This is a genomic window from Cylindrospermopsis curvispora GIHE-G1 (assembly GCF_014489415.1).
Classification (GTDB): Bacteria; Cyanobacteriota; Cyanobacteriia; order Cyanobacteriales; family Nostocaceae; genus Raphidiopsis; species Raphidiopsis curvispora_A.
In genome coordinates this window covers 384576-405156 of the sequence record NZ_CP060822.1, presented here as the reverse complement: position 1 = coordinate 405156, position 20581 = coordinate 384576, and the positions used below count along the sequence as shown (strand labels likewise).

Below are 20581 nucleotides of genomic sequence, written 5' to 3'. Positions count from 1 at the left end.
AGTTCGGGATGACCGTTTTCACAATGTCACCTGTGCAAAAACCGTGAATCGGGCGCAATGGTCGATTTTCTCGCGTGTACCGGATGAATTGGATTCATTGGCTGTTTGTTGGCATCAATTAGAAAAACGAAGTTTGACATAGTTTAATTTGGTCGGTTTGACCAGTCCTTAGTAATGTGCTCCTCGACAATGAAAAACAGGCTTGTCATGGTAGTTCAGAGGGCTTTCTAAGATGTCTCGCCTTTTGTTGAAGTTACCGACAGAGCTACAAACTGGAGTTAATTTGTAGGTGTCATGACCTGTCTTTCGTAGCCAACCTTACCTGATGGTAGGTAACTCTTTTTTCTGGCGGAGTCATGCACGCTCACCCCATCTACCCAGATTGTTAATATCTAGGTAGGTTTGGGTAGATATTAATGAGCGTTTTCATTCATCGAAACTTACACCCAGAGCTGCCAATTTTTCAGCTAATTTGTCCGCCCGTAGTTTTTCCTGTTCTGCTCGTAGTTTTTCCCGTTCTGCTGTTTCAGCTAAAGTAGCTATCCAATCACCATCTTCATTATACCAACGTAGCCATAAACCTTCTGTACCTTGATATTTTCCTGACCAAACTCCCAACCCCAATTTTAGCTCAGGAAACCAGAATTTTGGCTCTGTCAGTTCCACCGCTTGATATTTTATTCCCAATAGTTGGAATACTCGCAGTTGATTTTCATATCTGTCGAAAATGATATAGTAAGGTGAGCGCAAATACTGCTCATAGGTTTGCCATTTTGTTGGGGGTTTATTGGCACTTCTTAATGTTTTTCCTAAATCTTCCGCTTCTGTACCTGGCGATAATAATTCCACGATTAAAAATGGAGCGAATCCCTCTTGCCAAATCACATAACTCAACCGCATATCTTGCTGGGTTTCGGAAGCAGGTGCGCCTAATACTAAAAACCAATCTGGTCTTTTATACCATGAGAAATGATGCACATCATAGTACAAGTTTAAATCTGTACCAATGAACATTTCCTCTCGGGGATAAACCGAAGATTGGCAAGTTTCGCGCAATAATTGAGGCTGAAAGTTATGAAATTCGTCTGGCAACCCTGGTTCCTCCGGATTTTCACTAGGTAAGTCATACATGGTGGGCAAGGTTTCCCAGGGTGGACGGGGATGAATTGTGGAGTTTAATTCTTCATCAATATCCTTACTGGGTAAATCAGTGGGTATGGTTTTTAGTGGAGGTGCTTCACTTTGATACATGATTCATTATCTCCTTGTTTAGAACTTTTGTGGAAACTTGGTATGTATGGTCTATACAAGACTTCTATGGTCGTTATCAACATCATACTGTATTGTACCGTAGGTTAGGTTTTCTCAACCTAACCTACAATATGACAAAATTAGTCGGTTTTCAACCGACTTGAGCTTTGAGAAAGTGAATTTATTCCCTATCTCCTTTTAGCTTGTCAAGCTTACACGAATAAGGCAATAAATAACGAAGTCCAATTTAAAACAATCACCTACCTGGTGGCTTTACTTTTTTCCCAATCCAGAGTGGTAGATATTATATCATCCAGGTTATCATACTTAGGTTCCCAATTGAGAACTTGCTTAATCTTCTGTGCATGAGCAGTCACACAAGCTGGATCCCCCGGACGACGACTGGCTATGGTTATGGGAATATCCATCCCAGAAATAGCTCTGATTCTTTCTACTACTTGCAACACACTATAACCTTTACCGTACCCACAGTTTAAAATTTGGGACGTTCCATTATTCTCCAAATACTTCAAGGCATCCACATGGGCTGAAGCTAAATCTTCTACATGAATATAATCACGCACTCCCGTACCATCCACAGTGGGAAAATCCACACCGAAAATCTTGAGTTCCGGTTGGCGTTTCAGTGCCACATTACAAGCATTGGCAATTAGGTGGTTGGCATGGGGTGAGTTGGAACCAAGTCTCCCCCGGGAATCGGCTCCAGCAACATTAAAGTACCGTAAAATTACGTAGCGAAAATCAGATGCCAATCCATGATCCTGAATTATCCACTCGCTCATCAGCTTGGAACGACCGTAAGGATTCATGGGTAAGGTGGGACTATCTTCTGTTACAGGATTTTCCTGGGGTTGACCATAAACTGCAGCTGTGCTGGAAAAAACAAACTGGTTGACTCCCATCACACTACAGCACCGTAGCAGGTTGAGTGTGTTACGGGTGTTGTTAGTATAGTAGTCTAGGGGATGGGCTACAGACTCTGGGACCACTAAACTAGCTGCAAAATGTAATACCGCACTAAATCTGTGCTGGCTAAATATTTGGTAAAGTCGGTCTATATCTGATAAATCACCAATAACTAGCTCCCCATGAAGTACGGAATCAGGCGTACCAGTGGAGCAATTATCATATACTACTATATCATATCCCGATTCAGCTAACTGAAGCACCACATGGGAGCCAATATAGCCTGCACCCCCAGTCACTAAAACCTTTTTATTCATCTACCTTTACCTAAAAAGACCACTCTGATGGTTTTGAAAATGATAGCAAAGTCTAACCATAGAGAATAATTTTTGATGTAGTAGAGGTCATAAGCCAGTTTTTCATAGGAATCCTCCAAGGAAGCTCCATAAGGATAGAGAACCTGAGCCCAACCAGTAATTCCCGGTTTGACCAGATAACGCAATTCGTAGTAAGGAATGGCCTCTTTCAGCTTGATATCAAATTCTGGTCTTTCTGGACGGGGACCAATCAGACTCATTTCCCCTCGTAACACATTCAAAATCTGTGGTAGTTCGTCAATGCGTAATATCCTCAGCCAGTAACCAACCGTGGTGATCCGTGGATCCCGTTCACTTGCCCATTGAGCCCCTCTTTTTTCCGCATCCCGATACATGGAGCGGAATTTGTACACTCGAAATGGTTTGCCATGGAGTCCTGTGCGGATCTGGCTATAGAAAATGGGTCCGGGACTCTCCAATTTAATCAAGATTCCCACCACTACCATAATTGGAAACAGTGTTACTAGTAATAGAGTAGCTAGGATAATATCGATGACACGTTTAACCCTAATTCTCAGACTACCGGAGACCAAATTGAACCCACTACTGAAGGCGAACCAATGATCTTCTAGCAAAGAGGGGGAGATTTTCCAACATAGTTCTTCACAAGCATCAGGCAGTCTATACACTGGAATGCCCTGTAGGCGAAGTTTCATCAATGTCTGATGTAAGTTATCAGATATATCTATGCCATCTCCCACAACTACTCCAGACCACTTTTGGTCAGCCCAATTGGGCAGATTATCTAGTTTGTCTAAGATGAGTGGAGGGTCCATGCCATTGAGCTTAGGTATATGGGGATTTTCCGTTAGGACTATCAATTGTCCACTATGCTTGGTCTGGGAGAAAATGTCGGCAAATTTCATAGACCTATCCCCAGCGCCCAGCATTAGCCAATAGGAATTTTGTACGTGCGATCGCTCCCACTGAGCTGCCAATAGTCGGATATTGATAGCCCAGATTGTAAAAGCGACTAAGCTAATTAGAAATGTTATTGGGTCTAAGGATAAATCTTTTTGCCAGGAGTTGGCGAGATAAATTAACAGTGAGCAGAGGAGAGCAGTGGTAGAGTTGCTAATGATGACCCTGGCCCCAGCTCGCATTCCGGCAATTTGCTTATTGGGATGGTATGTATCTAGTAAGTACATCCCTGTAAGAATTAGTAAGACAAATGCCCATGTGGTTGGGTTGAGTATGAGTTGTACGTGTCCAAGCCTTAAATAGGATGTTAGTGCTAGGGAAATAACTAGTCCAAAGAGGTCAGCGGTCAAGATAATTGGGGCGATTAAGCGCAAGATTTTGCTGACTCTGGAAGCATTGATTTTTAATCTGGGATTTTCAAGTTTTACTTCTAGCATGTATCTCATTATGGGCTATTTAGAGGATAGCAGTATAACAACTGGGCTGAAAGTGGGTTCTAGTTATAAACAGGATGGCACAGGTAAGGAGTTAAGGCAAGGGCCATTATTGGCTGTACTTAGGTTATGTATGGGTTTTTACAAAATAGAAAAGTATGTCTTGATATTTGCTGGGATAGCCACTAAATAATATGAGATATGATATACTCAGTAAATGTCTGAATCGTAATTTTCAGTAGCGAACCACTTTTTCATATAAAAATTGTAATAGCCTGATTGGTAATAACCGCAATGGCAGTCGCAGTAAAACTGAGACAACAAGGGTTTGAGGCGGTATAAGTCCATTAAGCATTACTCGGTAATAAAATTTAAGCTCTTTTTTCAAATATTCCCATCCATGCCTGCGTCTAATCATACCGTTGCCAACCCTAAAATACAACAACACTTCAGGTAAGTTTCCGATGCGGTAACCATTTTGGATCAGCTTCAGCCACAGGTAATAGTGCAAGGCGACTAACCACAGGTAAAAATGGTTGAATTGGCTGCGCTACAAGGAAATTTATTCCAGATGCAACATCACTTACTATGGCATAAATGGCCAGAGACTCTGGACCTAAGACCGAACCCACAACAATTCTATCACCACGTGTAAATAAGATTCCTCTAATCGTCATTAACCACATTGCTAAATTGTAGCGAAAAATTTGGGTAGCTCTATTGGTTGCCAATAATAGGAGAATTATTGCCACCAAGTTTGCTAGAACAGGTAAAAAAAAACTCCAGTGATTACGAAGTCGTTAAAGAAATATTAACAGAATTTGAGTTAATAGTGGATAGCTATGAACAGCCTATAGACAGACCTGGAGAGTACCAAGAACAAAAAAAATATTATTCAGGTAAAAAAGCCTGTCATACTAGAAAAAGTCAACTAATCGTTTTACCAAATGGTAAAGATATTGTTGATGTAGTAGCGGGTAAACCTGGTCCAAAAAGTGATGTAAATTTATTCCGTGAAACCAGAAATATATTTGATAAAAAACAAAAATTTAGTGGTGATAAAGCTTATCAAGGAGAGGAGTTAATGAAAACTCCGACAAAAAAACCTAAAAACCAAGAATTAACGTCTGAACAAAAAGAAAAAAATAAAGAGTTAGCTTCCGAACGAATTTTTGTTGAACATTTAATTCGTGTAGTGAAAATATTCAGAGTGGCACAAGAAAGATTTCGATTAAATTCAAGTAAGTATGAACAGGTAATCATGACTATTTGTGGACTTGTTCGTTTCCGAATGGGAACCTACTTATTTTAGTTATCAAGATTTGGACTTGGCTAAAAATAAATTATCTCACATAGGTGTTATCTTTTGGTTAACTCCCAACAAGAGGCATCTCTTCGACTCTTGTAGTTACTTGGGTGGGTGAGTCTGGTTGGCACGAACTGAGATCATGTAGACCGTCAAAGCTCTGCACCTTATGGTTTGACTTATATTTTATTTCCACACGAGGCTATTAATTACCTCACTGTCTGATAATATCATATTTCTTGCATAAGTCAAGGGGATATGGCACTTAGTCTACATTTCTTTAAGCCATTTTTTATAACATTAATTCTGTTTATTTTAGTTATGCAATGCAGTTTGCGATCGCTATTGCCAAAAATGGCCATTGAGCATGGTGTCAATATCAGTTCCAAACTCCCATGTATCTGGAATTCCGCAAACACTATGGGTATTGTAGGGTCATCCGTTACCGCTGTAAAAAGCCATCAAACTTAAATTCAGTTTTAAGTAGAGAAAAATCTCAGGTTGAGAAAACCCTTCTCACGGGGGTATTCCGGTCCAGGTAATAGTTTATTCGAGTGTGCTGATATCAATACCCTTAGCTTTTAATTGTGCTAGTAAGGTTTGATACTTTAGTTGTTCCTGCTCTTTAAGCAGTCTTTCTTGTTCTGCACGTTGAGTTTCCTGCTCTTTCAGAAATCTTTCTTGTTCTTTAAGCAGTCTTTCCTGTTCTGCACGCTGAGTTTCCTGCTCTTTCAGAAATCTTTCTTGTTCTTTAAGCAGTCTTTCTTGTTCTGCACGCTGAGTTTCTTGCTCTTTCAGAAATCTTTCTTGTTCTTTAAGCAGTCTTTCCCGTTCTGCACGTTGATTTTCTTGTTCTGCATAATTGCTCAACTCTACAGGACTAAGAAACCTACCACCATCTGGATAGTAGATGACTAATTCATCTCCCGTCATATCAAACCGTACATTCATTCTTGGACTAGTCCAAACACTAAAATCCTTAATCTCTTTAAATGAATTATTTTCCCTAATAGATACTTCTAGACTAATTCTATCTGGGTCATACACATAATACTCTTCTACTCCATGTTTCAGATAAAACAGCTTTTTTTTGTCCATTTCATCTTGACTATTACCAGGAGATAAAATTTCAAACACCACCTGGGGAGGAATATTATCCTCCTCCCACTGTCGATAAGACCCCCGGTGTCCCTTGGGTCTCCCAAACACCACCATGGTATCGGGAGCTAGTTTAATTTTGTTGCTACCCTCTACTGGATACCAAAACAAGTCCCCGGCTACAAACACATCCCCATTAGACTTAAATAGTATTTCTAAATTCTCCTTGATTTTGACAATCCATGTGAATTGCCTAGTATTATCCGCCATGGGTTCACCATCACTTTCTGGGTAGACAATTTCAGGCGCGATCGTCTCCCCAAGCTGATTTTTATTGGATTTTACCACCCCCAGTTGAGTTTTTGGTGGAACTTGCCTCACCATATCTATACCTCCCATTCACTTTGGTATTGACTCAATCGGTTTAATTTACTATAACATGGCTTCTTTAACGTAAAAGGCAACTCGTCACCTTACGGGTGATTATTGGTTAGCAGTCGGGGGATCGCTCTTGGTTAAAAGATATTGGTCAAGGCAATCTTCCAGAGTGGTTATGCTACCTGAATATATTTCAAGAGGTTTTTAGGCTGGGGTAGAGGTTGGTTATTTTCTTGATAAAGCTGAAGATAACTGTCAATCACTTGCTGACCATGTTTGGCTGCTTCCTCATAAGTATTCCCGTGGGTGTGGATGTCTTGAAAAGGGAAGTCAGGGAGGTGGACTACTAAATTTAATAAAACTTTTGCATCGGGATGAAATCCAGTTTTCTAATTTAAGGAAGGTAACTCCGCACCCGCATTATAACTCTGACTGGGCAAAATCAGCAACCCTTGCCACGGACGACTTACTTCGTACTGTTTTAAGTAGAGAAAAATCTCAGGTTGAGAAAACCCTTCTCACGGGGGTATTCCGGTCCAGGTAATAGTTTATTCGAGTGTGCTGATATCAATACCCTTAGCTTTTAATTGTGCTAGTAAGGTTTGATACTTTAGTTGTTCCTGCTCTTTCAGAAATTTTTCCTGTTCTTTAAGCAGTCTTTCCTGTTCTGCACGCTGAGTTTCCTGCTCTTTCAGAAATCTTTCTTGTTCTTTAAGCAGTCTTTCTTGTTCTGCACGCTGAGTTTCCTGCTCTTTCAGAAATCTTTCTTGTTCTTTAAGCAGTCTTTCCCGTTCTGCACGTTGATTTTCTTGTTCTGCATAATTGCTCAACTCTACAGGACTAAGAAACCTACCGCCATCTGGATAGTAGATGACTAATTCATCTCCCGTCATATCAAACCGTACATTCAGTCTTGGACTAGTCCAAACACTAAAATCCTTAATCTCTTTAAATGAATTATTTTCCCTAATAGATACTTCTAGACTAATTCTATCTGGGTCATACACATAATACTCTTCTACTCCATGTTGCAGATAAAACAGCTTTTTTTTGTCCATTTCATCTTGACTATTACCAGGAGATAAAATTTCAAACACCACCTGGGGAGGAATATTATCCTCCTCCCACTGTCGATAAGACCCCCGGTGTCCCTTGGGTCTCCCAAACACCACCATGGTATCGGGAGCTAGTTTAATTTTGTTGCTACCCTCCACTGGATACCAAAATAAGTCCCCAGCCACAAACACATCCGCATTAGACTTAAATAGTATTTCTAAATTCTCCTTGATTTTGACAATCCATGTGAATTGCCTAGTATTATCCGCCATGGGTTCACCATCACTTTCTGGGTAGACAATTTCAGGCGCGATCGTCTCCCCAAGCTGATTTTTATTGGATTTTACCACCCCCAGTTGAGTTTTTGGTGGAACTTGCCTCACCATATCTATACCTCCCATTCACTTTGGTATTGACTCAATCGGTTTAATTTACTATTACATGGCTTCTTTAAAGTAAAAGGCAACTCGTCACCTTACGGGTGATTATTGGTTAGCAGTCGGGCGATCGCTCTTGGTTAAAAGATATTGGTCAAGGCAATCTTCCAGAGTGGTTATGCTACCTGAATATATTTCAAGAGGTTTTTAGGCTGGGGTAAGAGAATCCTTACCACTCGACTCTTGTAGTTACTTGGGTGGGTGAGTCTGGTTGGCACGAACTGAGATCATGTAGACCGTCAAAGCTCTGCACCTTATGGTTTGACTTATATTTTATTTCCACACGAGGCTATTAATTACCTGTCTGATAATATCATATTTCTTGCATAAGTCAAGGGGATATGGCACTTAGTCTACATTTCTTTAAGCCATTTTTTATAACATTAATTCTGTTTATTTTAGTTATGCAATGCAGTTTGCGATCGCTATTGCCAAAAATGGCCATTGAGCATGGTGTCAATATCAGTTCCAAACTCCCATGTTACTTCGTACTGCTTTAAGTAGAGAAAAATCTCAGGTTGAGAAAACCCTTCTCACGGGGGTATTCCGGTCCAGGTAATAGTTTATTCGAGTGTGCTGATATCAATACCCTTAGCTTTTAATTGTGCTAGTAGGGTTTGATACTTTAGTTGTTCCTGCTCTTTCAGAAATTTTTCCTGTTCTTTAAGCAGTCTTTCCTGTTCTGCACGTTGAGTTTCCTGCTCTTTCAGAAATCTTTCTTGTTCTTTAAGCAGTTTTTCCCGTTCTGCACGTTGAGTTTCCTGCTCTTTAAGCAGTTTTTCCCGTTCTGCACGCTGAGTTTCCTGCTCTTTAAGCAGTCTTTCCCGTTCTGCACGTTGATTTTCTTGTTCTGCATAATTGCTCAACTCTACAGGACTAAGAAACCTACCGCCATCTGGATAGTAGATGAGTAATTCATCTCCCGTCATATCAAACCGTACATTCAGTCTTGGACTAGTCCAAACACTAAAATCCTTAATCTCTTTAAATGAATTATTTTCCCTAATAGATACTTCTAGACTAATTCTATCTGGGTCATACACATAATACTCTTCTACTCCATGTTTCAGATAAAACAGCTTTTTTTTGTCCATTTCATCTTGACTATTACCAGGAGATAAAATTTCAAACACCACCTGGGGAGGAATATTATCCTCCTCCCACTGTCGATAAGACCCCCGGTGTCCCTTGGGTCTCCCAAACACCACCATGGTATCGGGAGCTAGTTTAATTTTGTTACTACCCTCTACTGGATACCAAAACAAGTCCCCAGCTACAAACACATCCGCATTAGACTTAAATAGTATTTCTAAATTCTCCTTGATTTTGACAATCCATGTGAATTGCCTAGTATTATCCGCCATGGGTTCACCATCACTTTCTGGGTAGACAATTTCAGACGCGATCGTCTCCCCAAGCTGATTTTTATTGGATTTTACCACCCCCAGTTGAGTTTTTGGTGGAACTTGCCTCACCATATCTATACCTCCCATTCACTTTGGTATTGACTCAATCGGTTTAATTTACTATAACATGGCTTCTTTAAAGTAAAAGGCAACTCGTCACCTTACGGGTGATTATTGGTTAGCAGTCGGGCGATCGCTCTTGGTTAAAAGATATTGGTCAAGGCAATCTTCCAGAGTGGTTATGCTACCTGAATATATTTCAAGAGGTTTTTAGGCTGGGGTAGAGGTTGGTTATTTTCTTGATAAAGCTGAAGATAACTGTCAATCACTTGCTGACCATGTTTGGCTGCTTCCTCATAAGTATTCCCGTGGGTGTGGATGTCTTGAAAAGGGAAGTCAGGGAGGTGGACTACATAGCAGTTATCCTCTTGAGACCAGAAAATAATCATACTGTAATGTGAATTCATTGCAATTCTTCTAGTCTTGCGAGTCTTTGTTTAACTTGTTTCTCTAACTAAATAGATTTTAGCATCGTCACCATCCTTACCTGCAATTGTTATTGGCATATCTGGCATTTTTTCGTGAATCCAGATTGTGTGACTACCTTTACCAGTCCGTTGGATAAACCCGGCTTTTAACAACATTGCCTTTAGTTCTCGAATTTTTTTAGGCATTCAATTGAAAGTTATTAAATAAATATATAGCGGGTTTCACAAAGATGCAGTACAATCAGAGACCAGTTTGATGATTCTCCCTTTGCTAAATGCGATCGCCACTCACAAAAGCAGTATGAGGCTTGCTTTTTCTCAGGGTTTTGTTTAGAAGAGTGATCGCTTTTGGTTAAAAGATATTGGTCAAGGCAATCTTCCAGAGTGGTTATGCTACCTGAATATATTTCAAGAGGTTTTTAGGCTGGGGTAGAGGTTGGTTATTTTCTTGATCAAGCTGAAGATAACTGTCAATCACTTGCTGACCATGTTTGGCTGCTTCCTCAGTATTCCCGTGGGTGTGGATGTCTTGAAAAGGGAAGTCAGGGAGGTGGACTACTAAATTTAATAAAACTTTTGCATCAGGATGAAATCCAGTTTTCTAATTTAAGGAAGATAACTCCGCACGCACATTATAACCCTGACTGGGCAAAATCAGCAACCCTTCTCACGGGGGTATTCCGGTCCAGGTAATAGTTTATTCGAGTGTGCTGATATCAATACCCTTAGCTTTTAATTGTGCTAGTAAGGTTTGATACTTTAGTTGTTCCTGTTCTTTAAGCAGTCTTTCCTGTTCTGCACGTTGAGTTTCCTGCTCTTTCAGAAATCTTTCTTGTTCTTTAAGCAGTTTTTCCCGTTCTGCACGTTGATTTTCTTGTTCTGCATAATTGCTCAACTCTACAGGACTAAGAAACCTACCGCCATCTGGATAGTAGATGACTAATTCATCTCCCATCATATCAAACCGTACATTCAGTCTTGGACTAGTCCAAACACTAAAACCCTTAATCTCTTTAAATGAATTATTTTCCCTAATAGATACTTCTAGACTAATTCTATCTGGGTCATACACATAATACTCTTCTACTCCATGTTTCAGATAAAACAGCTTTTTTTTGTCCATTTCATCTTGACTATTACCAGGAGATAAAATTTCAAACACCACCTGGGGAGGAATATTATCCTCCTCCCACTGTCGATAAGACCCCCGGTGTCCCTTGGGTCTCCCAAACACCACCATGGTATCGGGAGCTAGTTTAATTTTGTTGCTACCCTCCACTGGATACCAAAATAAGTCCCCAGCCACAAACACATCCGCATTAGACTTAAATAGTATTTCTAAATTCTCCTTGATTTTGACAATCCATGTGAATTGCCTAGTATTATCCGCCATGGGTTCACCATCACTTTCTGGGTAGACAATTTCAGACGCGATCGTCTCCCCAAGCTGATTTTTATTGGATTTTACCACCCCCAGTTGAGTTTTTGGTGGAACTTGCCTCACCATATCTATACCTCCCATTCACTTTGGTATTGACTCAATCGGTTTAATTTACTATTACATAGCTTCTTATCAGTCCCAAACCCCCATGTATCTGGAAATTCATAAAAAACCGTCGGTAGAAATTCTCCTGTGGTTACCTATCTCCCCACTCTCCTCCTCATTCGTTCCTAACAACTGTAACAAGGTCAAATTGGGACTCAGGTTTTGCCTTTCCCTCAAATCCGTTAGATAAAGCCGCGTTACTCTTGGCACCCACATTATAACCCTGACTGGGCAAAATCAGCAACCCTTGCCATGGACGACTTACTTCGTACTGCTTTAAGTAGAGAAAAATCTCAGGTTGAGAAAACCCTTCTCACGGGGGTATTCCGGTCCAGGTAATAGTTTATTCGAGTGTGCTGATATCAATACCCTTAGCTTTTAATTGTGCTAGTAAGGTTTGATACTTTAGTTGTTCCTGTTCTTTAAGCAGTCTTTCCTGTTCTGCACGTTGAGTTTCCTGCTCTTTCAGAAATCTTTCTTGTTCTTTAAGCAGTTTTTCCCGTTCTGCACGTTGATTTTCTTGTTCTGCATAATTGCTCAACTCTACAGGACTAAGAAACCTACCGCCATCTGGATAGTAGATGACTAATTCATCTCCCATCATATCAAACCGTACATTCATTCTTGGACTAGTCCAAACACTAAAATCCTTAATCTCTTTAAATGAATTATTTTCCCTAATAGATACTTCTAGGCTAATTCTATCTGGGTCATACACATAATACTCTTCTACTCCATGTTTCAGATAAAACAGCTTTTTTTTGTCTATTTCATCTTGACTATTACCAGGAGATAAAATTTCAAACACCACCTGGGGAGGAATATTATCCTCCTCCCACTGTCGATAAGACCCCCGGTGTCCCTTGGGTCTCCCAAACACCACCATGGTATCGGGAGCTAGTTTAATTTTGTTGCTACCCTCTACTGGATACCAAAACAAGTCCCCAGCCACAAACACATCCCCATTAGACTTAAATAGTATTTCTAAATTCTCCTTGATTTTGACAATCCATGTGAATTGCCTAGTATTATCCGCCATGGGTTCACCATCACTTTCCGGGTAGACAATTTCAGACGCGATCGTCTCCCCAAGCTGATTTTTATTGGATTTTACCACCCCCAGTTGAGTTTTTGGTGGAACTTGCCTCACCATATCTATACCTCCCATTCACTTTGGTATTGACTCAATCGGTTTAATTTACTATAACATGGCTTCTTTAAAGTAAAAGGCAACTCGTCACCTTACGGGTGATTATTGGTTAGCAGTCGGGGGATCGCTCTTGGTTAAGAGATATTGGTCAAGGCAATCTTCCAGAGTGGTTATGCTACCTGAATATATTTCAAGAGGTTTTTAGGCTGGGGTAAGAGAATCCTTACCACTCGACTCTTGTAGTTACTTGGGTGGGTGAGTCTGGTTGGCACGAACTGAGATCATGTAGACCGTCAAAGCTCTGCACCTTATGGTTTGACTTATATTTTATTTCCACACGAGGCTATTTTAGTTATGCAATGCAGTTTGCGATCGCTATTGCCAAAAATGGCCATTGAGCATGGTGTCAATATCAGTTCCAAACTCCCATGTTACTTCGTACTGCTTTAAGTAGAGAAAAATCTCAGGTTGAGAAAACCCTTCTCACGGGGGTATTCCGGTCCAGGTAATAGTTTATTCGAGTGTGCTGATATCAATACCCTTAGCTTTTAATTGTGCTAGTAAGGTTTGATACTTTAGTTGTTCCTGCTCTTTAAGCAGTCTTTCCTGTTCTGCACGCTGAGTTTCCTGCTCTTTCAGAAATCTTTCTTGTTCTTTAAGCAGTCTTTCTTGTTCTGCACGCTGAGTTTCCTGCTCTTTAAGCAGTCTTTCCCGTTCTGCACGTTGATTTTCTTGTTCTGCATAATTGCTCAACTCTACAGGACTAAGAAACCTACCGCCATCTGGATAATAGATGACTAATTCATCTCCCATCATATCAAACTGTACATTCAGTCTTGGACTAGTCCAAACACTAAAATCCTTAATCTCTTTAAATGAATTATTTTCCCTAATAGATACTTCTAGACTAATTCTATCTGGGTCATACACATAATACTCTTCTACTCCATGTTTCAGATAAAACAGCTTTTTTTTGTCCATTTCATCTTGACTATTACCAGGAGATAAAATTTCAAACACCACCTGGGGAGGAATATTATCCTCCTCCCACTGTCGATAAGACCCCCGGTGTCCCTTGGGTCTCCCAAACACCACCATGGTATCGGGAGCTAGTTTAATTTTGTTACTACCCTTCACTGGATACCAAAATAAGTCCCCGGCTACAAACACATCCGCATTAGACTTAAATAGTATTTCTAAATTCTCCTTGATTTTGACAATCCATGTGAATTGCCTAGTATTATCCGCCATGGGTTCACCATCACTTTCCGGGTAGACAATTTCAGACGCGATCGTCTCCCCAAGCTGATTTTTATTGGATTTTACCACCCCCAGTTGAGTTTTTGGTGGAACTTGCCTCACCATATCTATACCTCCCATTCACTTTGGTATTGACTCAATCGGTTTAATTTACTATTACATGGTTTCTTATCAGTCCCAAACTCCTATGTATCTGGAAATTCATAAAAAACCGTCGGTAGAAATTCTCCTGTGGTTACCTATCTCCCCACTCTCCTCCTCATTCGTTCCTAACAACTGTAACAAGGTCAAATTGGAACTCAGGTTTTGCCTTTCCCTCAAATCCGTTAGATAAAGCCGCGTTACTCTTGGCACCCACATTATAACCCTGACTGGGCAAAATCAGCAAACCTTGCCACGGACGACTTACTTCGTACTGTTTTAAGTAGAGAAAAATCTCAGGTTGAGAAAACCCTTCTCACGGGGGTATTCCGGTCCAGGTAATAGTTTATTCGAGTGTGCTGATATCAATACCCTTAGCTTTTAATTGTGCTAGTAAGGTTTGATACTTTAGTTGTTCCTGCTCTTTCAGAAATTTTTCCTGTTCTTTAAGCAGTCTTTCCTGTTCTGCACGCTGAGTTTCCTGCTCTTTCAGAAATCTTTCTTGTTCTTTAAGCAGTCTTTCTTGTTCTGCACGCTGAGTTTCCTGCTCTTTCAGAAATCTTTCCCGTTCTGCACGTTGATTTTCTTGTTCTGCATAATTGCTCAACTCTACAGGACTAAGAAACCTACCACCATCTGGATAGTAGATGACTAATTCATCTCCCGTCATATCAAACCGTACATTCATTCTTGGACTAGTCCAAACACTAAAATCCTTAATCTCTTTAAATGAATTATTTTCCCTAATAGATACTTCTAGACTAATTCTATCTGGGTCATACACATAATACTCTTCTACTCCATGTTTCAGATAAAACAGCTTTTTTTTGTCCATTTCATCTTGACTATTACCAGGAGATAAAATTTCAAACACCACCTGGGGAGGAATATTATCCTCCTCCCACTGTCGATAAGACCCCCGGTGTCCCTTGGGTCTCCCAAACACCACCATGGTATCGGGAGCTAGTTTAATTTTGTTGCTACCCTCTACTGGATACCAAAACAAGTCCCCGGCTACAAACACATCCGCATTAGACTTAAATAGTATTTCTAAATTCTCCTTGATTTTGACAATCCATGTGAATTGCCTAGTATTATCCGCCATGGGTTCACCATCACTTTCTGGGTAGACAATTTCAGGGACGATTGTCTCCCCAAGCTGATTTTTATTGGATTTTATCACCCCCAGTTGAGTTTTTGGTGGAACTTGCCTCACCATATCTATACCTCCCATTCACTTTGGTATTGACTCAATCGGTTTAATTTACTATAACATGGCTTCTTTAACGTAAAAGGCAACTCGTCACCTTACGGGTGATTATTGGTTAGCAGTCGGGCGATCGCTCTTGGTTAAAAGATATTGGTCAAGGCAATCTTCCAGAGTGGTTATGCTACCTGAATATATTTCAAGAGGTTTTTAGGCTGGGGTAGAGGTTGGTTATTTTCTTGATAAAGCTGAAGATAACTGTCAATCACTTGCTGACCATGTTTGGCTGCTTCCTCATAAGTATTCCCGTGGGTGTGGATGTCTTGAAAAGGGAAGTCAGGGAGGTGGACTACTAAATTTAATAAAACTTTTGCATCAGGATGAAATCCAGTTTTCTAATTTAAGGGTGGAGATTCAGCTATATCGTTGGACTTTTCTGTGTCTTTTAACCATGCTTCTAAATCAGAAATCTGTCTAAAATCCAGTAACTGCATAATCATCTCCTTGGTCAAATCTGGGAACTTATATTAAGCTTCTCCGGTCTAAAGACACGGAGATTTCTGAAGAGTCCATAAACGAACTTTCTGAGGCTGGCTTAAACAGCCTCTACTGATTCTGCTAAAATTAATTCTTAGCATCACCGCTACTTTAAGTAGATTTCGAAAGTATAGCCTCAGATAAGACTTACTTGTCAATAGCAGCCACAAAATAACATAAAGACAACACTGGAATATTGAAGAGCCGCATCACGGTTAAATATCAAGGCGAATAAATTCGCCGTTGGCACTTCTTGTCTAAAGCCAAGTGGCTTCCGTGCCTTTCGGCGATTTTCTTGTGAATTTCAATTAAAAGGGCGATTGCCAAGGACTCCCTGTGGGATCTCGCTACGGAATTAACAATGATTGTTTGAGATAACCCACGCCCGGATACTGTCCGTAGGTAATTATTGTTTGTAGGTTAAAATTGAGACAGAAAACCCTTACCACTTGACTCTTGTAGTTACTTGGGTGGGTGAGTCTGGTTGGTACGAACTGAGATCATGTAGACCGTCAAAGCTCTGCACCTTATGGTTTGACTTATATTTTATTTCGACACGAGGCCATTAATTACCTCGCTGTCTGATCATATCAGATTTCTTGCATAAGTCAAGGGGATATGGCACTTAATCTACATTTCTTTACAAAGCTTACGCCTTTGTTGATCTGTAAGTTTATTTTAAATCAAAAGGCCGATCTGGGGATTTACCCGTTATAATGGTTTTGCATATAGTAAATTCACTATAAGCCATTTTTTATAACATTAATTCTGTTTATTTTAGTTATGCAATGCAGTTTGCGATCGCTATTCCCAAAAATGGGCATTGAGTATGGTGTCAATATCAGTGCCAAACTCCCATGTATCTGGAAATTGATACTGGGGGTAATCGTCTCGAACGGTATCTAGTGCAAGCTCCCAAGCGTCACTAAATAGTTCTTCCCAAAAGGTTTTCAAACTAGGGGTTTGTCTGAGCGATTGGGCTAAACGTCTTCGTTGTTCTCTTATAGTGCGCTCCCAGCCATTAAAGTCTTGAGGTAGGTTAACATAAACTCGCTTTAGGAGATGGCATAATAGGGTTTCTAGTCTGCTGGCCAGTTCTTTTTTTTCTGATCGCCCCAATGCTTCGATCTCCTCTAACAAGTTTTCTAGGTCTAGACGGTCAAAATCTCTAGCTTTGAGTTTAGCTATGGTATCCTGAGTCCATAACCAGAAATCGGACTCATACAAAGACTTGCCAACGATTGATTGAGTTCTATGGTAGATCATTTGGTTTTGTCGTGGGTGACTGTTGAGTTGAGGAATTCATTCGTATATGTGAATTTATTTTAAATCAAAAGGGCGATAATGGAGGAGTAAAATGAAAAATCAACATGCTAGGTTAGTATCAACTTGCACACAGCTCTACGAACTTGATTATAATCTTTGGGTACTGGAAACGGCCAAACAACTCCAATCCAAAAACTTCGCCGATCTGGATATGGATAATTTGTTAGAAGAAGTCTTGGATTTGAGTCAAAGAGATAAAAATAAATTGGAAAGCTTATTAATCAGATTATGGGAGCATTTATTGAAGTGGCGTTATTGGGAATCTGAATTAGAGCGCAATCGGGGCCATTGGGAAGCAGAAATCCTCAATTTTCGATTGCAAATCAATCGTTTGTTAAAGCGTAGTCCTAGTTTAAACACATTTGCTGAACAAGTCCTCAGCGATTGTTATTTGGATGGAAGAAAAATTGCATCCAAGCGGTCCCAATTGCCTTTGGATACATTTCCTTCCCAACCTATTGCTACTCTGGAGCAGCTTTTAGATGAAGCTTGGTTGCCTTAATAACCGTTCTAGGTTTGCATCGCCATTTCAGGAAGTAGTCTGGCGAGCATTGGTATAGCAGTCGGCAATGATTTCATGATAAACTAAACTTATTTGGTCACCTAGTGTTCACAATGCAGGAATTTCAGTCGCGAGTAGTTTCCCAAGAAACCCATCTAAATCGCGCTCGTGCCAGCATCAAACAAACTCTGTCTTGGTATGCCTATCTTCGTAAGTCAGGACACTTATCGTCTAGACCAGATTTGGCAAGTTTGATTAAACCTCAAATAGAAATCCTCAATGCTACCCTGCACAAGCTGGACTTAAATCTGATCAAAATAGCTGCTTTTGGTCTGGTCAGTCGTGGTAAGTCCGCTGTGTTAAATTCCCTCCTGGGGGAAAAAATCCTGGAAACAGGACCTCTTAATGGTGTCACTCAATGGCCCCGCTCCCTCCGTTGGCAACCAGGTACTAAGGTGTATGTTGAATTAATTGATACTCCTGGTTTGGATGAAATCAATGGGGAAGTTCGGGGAGAAATGGCTCGCACTGTGGCACAACAGGCTGATCTAATTCTGTTTGTTGTATCCGGAGATATAACTAGAACAGAGTACCAAGCTTTACTGGAATTACGACAAGCTCAAAAACCTCTGATTTTAGTGTTTAATAAAATAGATTTGTATCCAGATACCGATAAAAGCGCAATTTATCACAATTTACAAGTTTTAGGAGCAGCTACGGGTAGTCAGCAAAGTGATCCGTTATTACCAGATGAAATTGTGATGGTAGCCGCTGAACCTGCACCCATGGAGGTGAGGGTGGAATATGCGGATGGTAGGATCAGTTATGAATGGGAAACCCCCAAACCTCAAATACAAGAGCTAAAGCAAACTATTCTAAATATACTAAATCGGGAAGGGCGATCGCTTTTGGCTTTAAATGCACTGTTACAAGCTAGGGAATCGGAAGCAATTATGGCGGAAAAAACCTTGCATTTTCGTCAACAAGAAGCAGAGGAGTTGATTTGGCGATTCTGTAAATATAAAGCCTTAGCTATTGCTTTAAATCCCATTGCTTTTTTAGATGTTATTGGTGGTCTAATTACCGATTTGGCCTTAATTCGTTCTTTGGCTAGATTATACTCTCTCCCTATGACTAGCTATGAAGCAACTAAGTTATTAAAAACTATCCTCTTGAGTTCTGGTGGTTTATTACTTTCAGAAATAGCTAGTAACTTGGTTCTAGGGATGGGTAAAAGTGCAGCAGTAGTAAGTGGTGAAAATTCTATAAATATTACTACTTTTGCTGGTGGTGCCCTAGCTCAGTCCGGTGTGGCTTCCTATGGTGCTTATGCCGTGGGAAAAGCCGCACAAGTATATTTAGAAAATGGTTGTACCTGGGGAAGGTTGGGTGCTAACACCGTAATTGAGGAAATTTTGACCCAGGTGGAAAAAAATACTATTTTGTACCGATTGAAGCAAAAAATAAAATGAATGATAAATTTAAATTAATAAGTTGTTAGTTGAATTTTTAGTTTAATTGTTAGTCTCTATTACTTATCTATATTTGTATTTGTATAATTAGTTATATAATTAGTCATGCTGGTTATTCTCACCCTTTTAGATCCCCAATACCAAACTCCAGTCCAAGAATGGCGTTTCGAGAATACCACTCTCATTCGCATTGGTCGAGCTGTAGATAATCACGTAGTATTACATAGTAACTTAGTTTCAAGGTATCATTTAGAACTAAAAAAACTCCCAGAGGCTGGAGATGTTGATAGCTGGCAAATAGTTAGTCGGGGGACAAATGGGACTTTTGTCAATGGTGTACTAACTTCAAAGTGTAGGTTGATGGATAATTATCTGTTGCAGTTGGCACAGGGTGGTCCTATAGTACGCTTTCAAATACAAAACATACCTAACTTGACCAATCCCCCTTGGATGGCACCACAAGTGATGGGTCAAGTCTCACCCTTATCTTGTAAACACGAAGGAAATTTACCCAATAACATTTTTTGTGTGCACTGTGGTCAGCCTATATCTATTATTAAACAAATACGTCATTATCAAATGTTACGTATTTTAGGACAGGGAGGTATGGGTACTACCTATCTAGCTTGGGATAGTGCGGGTACAACTACGGGAGTACCACAGCTTTTAGTTCTGAAACAAATGAACAGAGACATGAGCGGAATTGCAAAAGCTCAGGAACTATTTGAGCGAGAAGCAAGTACGCTGAAATGTCTCCATCATCCGGGAATCCCTAAATATTACGATTTTTTTGTGGAAGGGGGGAAAAAATTCTTGGCCATGGAATTAATCCAGGGACAGGATTTAGAAAAAGTTGTATCCCATGGTGGACCTGTAACGGTAACCCAGGCGATCGCCTGGATGGTGCAAACCTGTGAGATTCTGGATTATCTTCATTCTCAAAACCCACCTTTGATTCATCGGGATATTAAACCAGCTAATCTGATGGTGAGAAATGGTAATCATCGAATTGTGGTTTTGGACTTTGGTGCTGTGAAGGAAATTGGTAGTGGATCGGGAACAAGGATTGGTGCTGAGGGGTACTGCGCTCCCGAACAGGAACGGGGACAACCGCTGACTCAGTCGGATTTGTATGCAGTAGGACCAACCTTGATTTTTTTGTTAACTGGACAAAATCCTCTCAAGTTCTTTCGTCCTAAGGGGAAGGGGTTTTGTTTTGATGTGCAAAACATTCCGACCATTACACCGAAAATTCAGAAAGTTATTGAGAGAGTGACCGAACCATTACCGGGGAACCGTTTTCAAAGCGCTCAGGATTTGGCTCAAGCACTGTTGGAATGTTAATTGTGGATGTTGTGGCC

At 40.4% G+C, this 20581-nt stretch carries 20 protein-coding genes; 5 read left to right on the top strand and 15 right to left on the bottom strand.

Annotation, left to right across the window (positions count from 1 at the left end; all coding sequences use genetic code 11):
- Positions 1 to 426: 426 nt before the first annotated feature.
- From IAR63_RS01950 to IAR63_RS01940, 3 genes are all read right to left on the bottom strand, one after another.
- Entirely contained in the window at positions 427 to 1251 is an 825-nt protein-coding gene (locus tag IAR63_RS01950) for a Uma2 family endonuclease (RefSeq protein ID WP_187706386.1), read from the bottom strand.
- A gap of 260 nt (positions 1252 to 1511) precedes the next feature.
- Positions 1512 to 2495, bottom strand: a complete 984-nt coding sequence (galE, locus tag IAR63_RS01945) for a UDP-glucose 4-epimerase GalE (protein WP_187706385.1) — start codon at positions 2493 to 2495, stop codon at positions 1512 to 1514.
- The gene (locus IAR63_RS01940; protein WP_187706384.1) at positions 2492 to 3913 is read right to left on the bottom strand and encodes a sugar transferase; all 1422 of its coding nucleotides are present in this window, start codon (positions 3911 to 3913) and stop codon (positions 2492 to 2494) included. Before IAR63_RS01940 ends, galE begins: the two co-directional genes overlap by 4 nt.
- A 10-nt stretch (positions 3914 to 3923) precedes the next feature.
- Here IAR63_RS01940 and IAR63_RS01935 point away from each other — a divergent pair, with 10 nt between their 5' ends.
- Positions 3924 to 4103: a hypothetical protein gene (locus IAR63_RS01935; protein ID WP_187706383.1), complete on the top strand. Its 180-nt coding sequence runs from the start codon at positions 3924 to 3926 to the stop codon at positions 4101 to 4103.
- A gap of 256 nt (positions 4104 to 4359) precedes the next feature.
- Here the strand turns inward: IAR63_RS01935 and IAR63_RS01930 are convergent, their stop codons facing one another.
- Positions 4360 to 4662 (bottom strand): oligosaccharide flippase family protein, encoded by a 303-nt coding sequence (locus tag IAR63_RS01930; RefSeq protein ID WP_187706382.1) that lies wholly within the window; start codon positions 4660 to 4662, stop codon positions 4360 to 4362.
- Here IAR63_RS01930 and IAR63_RS01925 point away from each other — a divergent pair.
- A complete protein-coding gene (locus IAR63_RS01925) occupies positions 4656 to 5222 on the top strand; it encodes an HARBI1 family protein (protein ID WP_006277732.1) in 567 nt (188 codons plus the stop codon). The genes IAR63_RS01930 and IAR63_RS01925 overlap by 7 nt on opposite strands.
- A gap of 540 nt (positions 5223 to 5762) precedes the next feature.
- Here IAR63_RS01925 and IAR63_RS01920 read toward each other — a convergent pair.
- From IAR63_RS01920 to IAR63_RS01865, 11 genes are all read right to left on the bottom strand, one after another.
- Complete coding sequence (locus IAR63_RS01920) at positions 5763 to 6698, bottom strand: Uma2 family endonuclease (protein WP_187707324.1); 936 nt, start codon at positions 6696 to 6698, stop codon at positions 5763 to 5765.
- 383 nt (positions 6699 to 7081) lie between these two features.
- Positions 7082 to 7189, bottom strand: coding sequence for an Rpn family recombination-promoting nuclease/putative transposase (locus tag IAR63_RS18755; RefSeq protein WP_223007716.1), 108 nt, complete (start codon positions 7187 to 7189; stop codon positions 7082 to 7084).
- 51 nt (positions 7190 to 7240) lie between these two features.
- On the bottom strand, positions 7241 to 8134 hold the full coding sequence (locus IAR63_RS01910; protein WP_187707323.1) for a Uma2 family endonuclease: 894 nt from the start codon (positions 8132 to 8134) through the stop codon (positions 7241 to 7243).
- 614 nt (positions 8135 to 8748) lie between these two features.
- The gene (locus IAR63_RS01905; RefSeq protein WP_187707322.1) at positions 8749 to 9663 is read right to left on the bottom strand and encodes a Uma2 family endonuclease; all 915 of its coding nucleotides are present in this window, start codon (positions 9661 to 9663) and stop codon (positions 8749 to 8751) included.
- Between the two features lie 167 nt (positions 9664 to 9830).
- Entirely contained in the window at positions 9831 to 10058 is a 228-nt protein-coding gene (locus IAR63_RS01900; RefSeq protein ID WP_115538828.1) for a type II toxin-antitoxin system HicB family antitoxin, read from the bottom strand.
- A gap of 30 nt (positions 10059 to 10088) precedes the next feature.
- Complete coding sequence (locus IAR63_RS01895) at positions 10089 to 10265, bottom strand: type II toxin-antitoxin system HicA family toxin (RefSeq protein ID WP_235678325.1); 177 nt, start codon at positions 10263 to 10265, stop codon at positions 10089 to 10091.
- Positions 10266 to 10776: 511 nt separating this feature from the next.
- Complete coding sequence (locus IAR63_RS01890; protein WP_187707321.1) at positions 10777 to 11586, bottom strand: Uma2 family endonuclease; 810 nt, start codon at positions 11584 to 11586, stop codon at positions 10777 to 10779.
- Between the two features lie 382 nt (positions 11587 to 11968).
- Entirely contained in the window at positions 11969 to 12778 is an 810-nt protein-coding gene (locus IAR63_RS01885; protein WP_187707320.1) for a Uma2 family endonuclease, read from the bottom strand.
- Positions 12779 to 13288: 510 nt separating this feature from the next.
- Complete coding sequence (locus IAR63_RS01880; RefSeq protein ID WP_187707319.1) at positions 13289 to 14140, bottom strand: Uma2 family endonuclease; 852 nt, start codon at positions 14138 to 14140, stop codon at positions 13289 to 13291.
- 382 nt (positions 14141 to 14522) lie between these two features.
- On the bottom strand, positions 14523 to 15395 hold the full coding sequence (locus IAR63_RS01870) for a Uma2 family endonuclease (RefSeq protein ID WP_187707318.1): 873 nt from the start codon (positions 15393 to 15395) through the stop codon (positions 14523 to 14525).
- 1329 nt (positions 15396 to 16724) lie between these two features.
- Positions 16725 to 17186 (bottom strand): DUF29 domain-containing protein, encoded by a 462-nt coding sequence (locus IAR63_RS01865; protein WP_187706381.1) that lies wholly within the window; start codon positions 17184 to 17186, stop codon positions 16725 to 16727.
- A 91-nt stretch (positions 17187 to 17277) separates the two neighbouring features.
- Here IAR63_RS01865 and IAR63_RS01860 point away from each other — a divergent pair, with 91 nt between their 5' ends.
- From IAR63_RS01860 to IAR63_RS01850, 3 genes are all read left to right on the top strand, one after another.
- Positions 17278 to 17748: a DUF29 domain-containing protein gene (locus IAR63_RS01860; RefSeq protein ID WP_187706380.1), complete on the top strand. Its 471-nt coding sequence runs from the start codon at positions 17278 to 17280 to the stop codon at positions 17746 to 17748.
- Between the two features lie 113 nt (positions 17749 to 17861).
- Complete coding sequence (locus IAR63_RS01855; protein WP_187706379.1) at positions 17862 to 19220, top strand: GTP-binding protein; 1359 nt, start codon at positions 17862 to 17864, stop codon at positions 19218 to 19220.
- Between the two features lie 108 nt (positions 19221 to 19328).
- Positions 19329 to 20564: an FHA domain-containing serine/threonine-protein kinase gene (locus tag IAR63_RS01850; protein WP_187707317.1), complete on the top strand. Its 1236-nt coding sequence runs from the start codon at positions 19329 to 19331 to the stop codon at positions 20562 to 20564.
- Positions 20565 to 20581 lie beyond the last annotated feature (17 nt).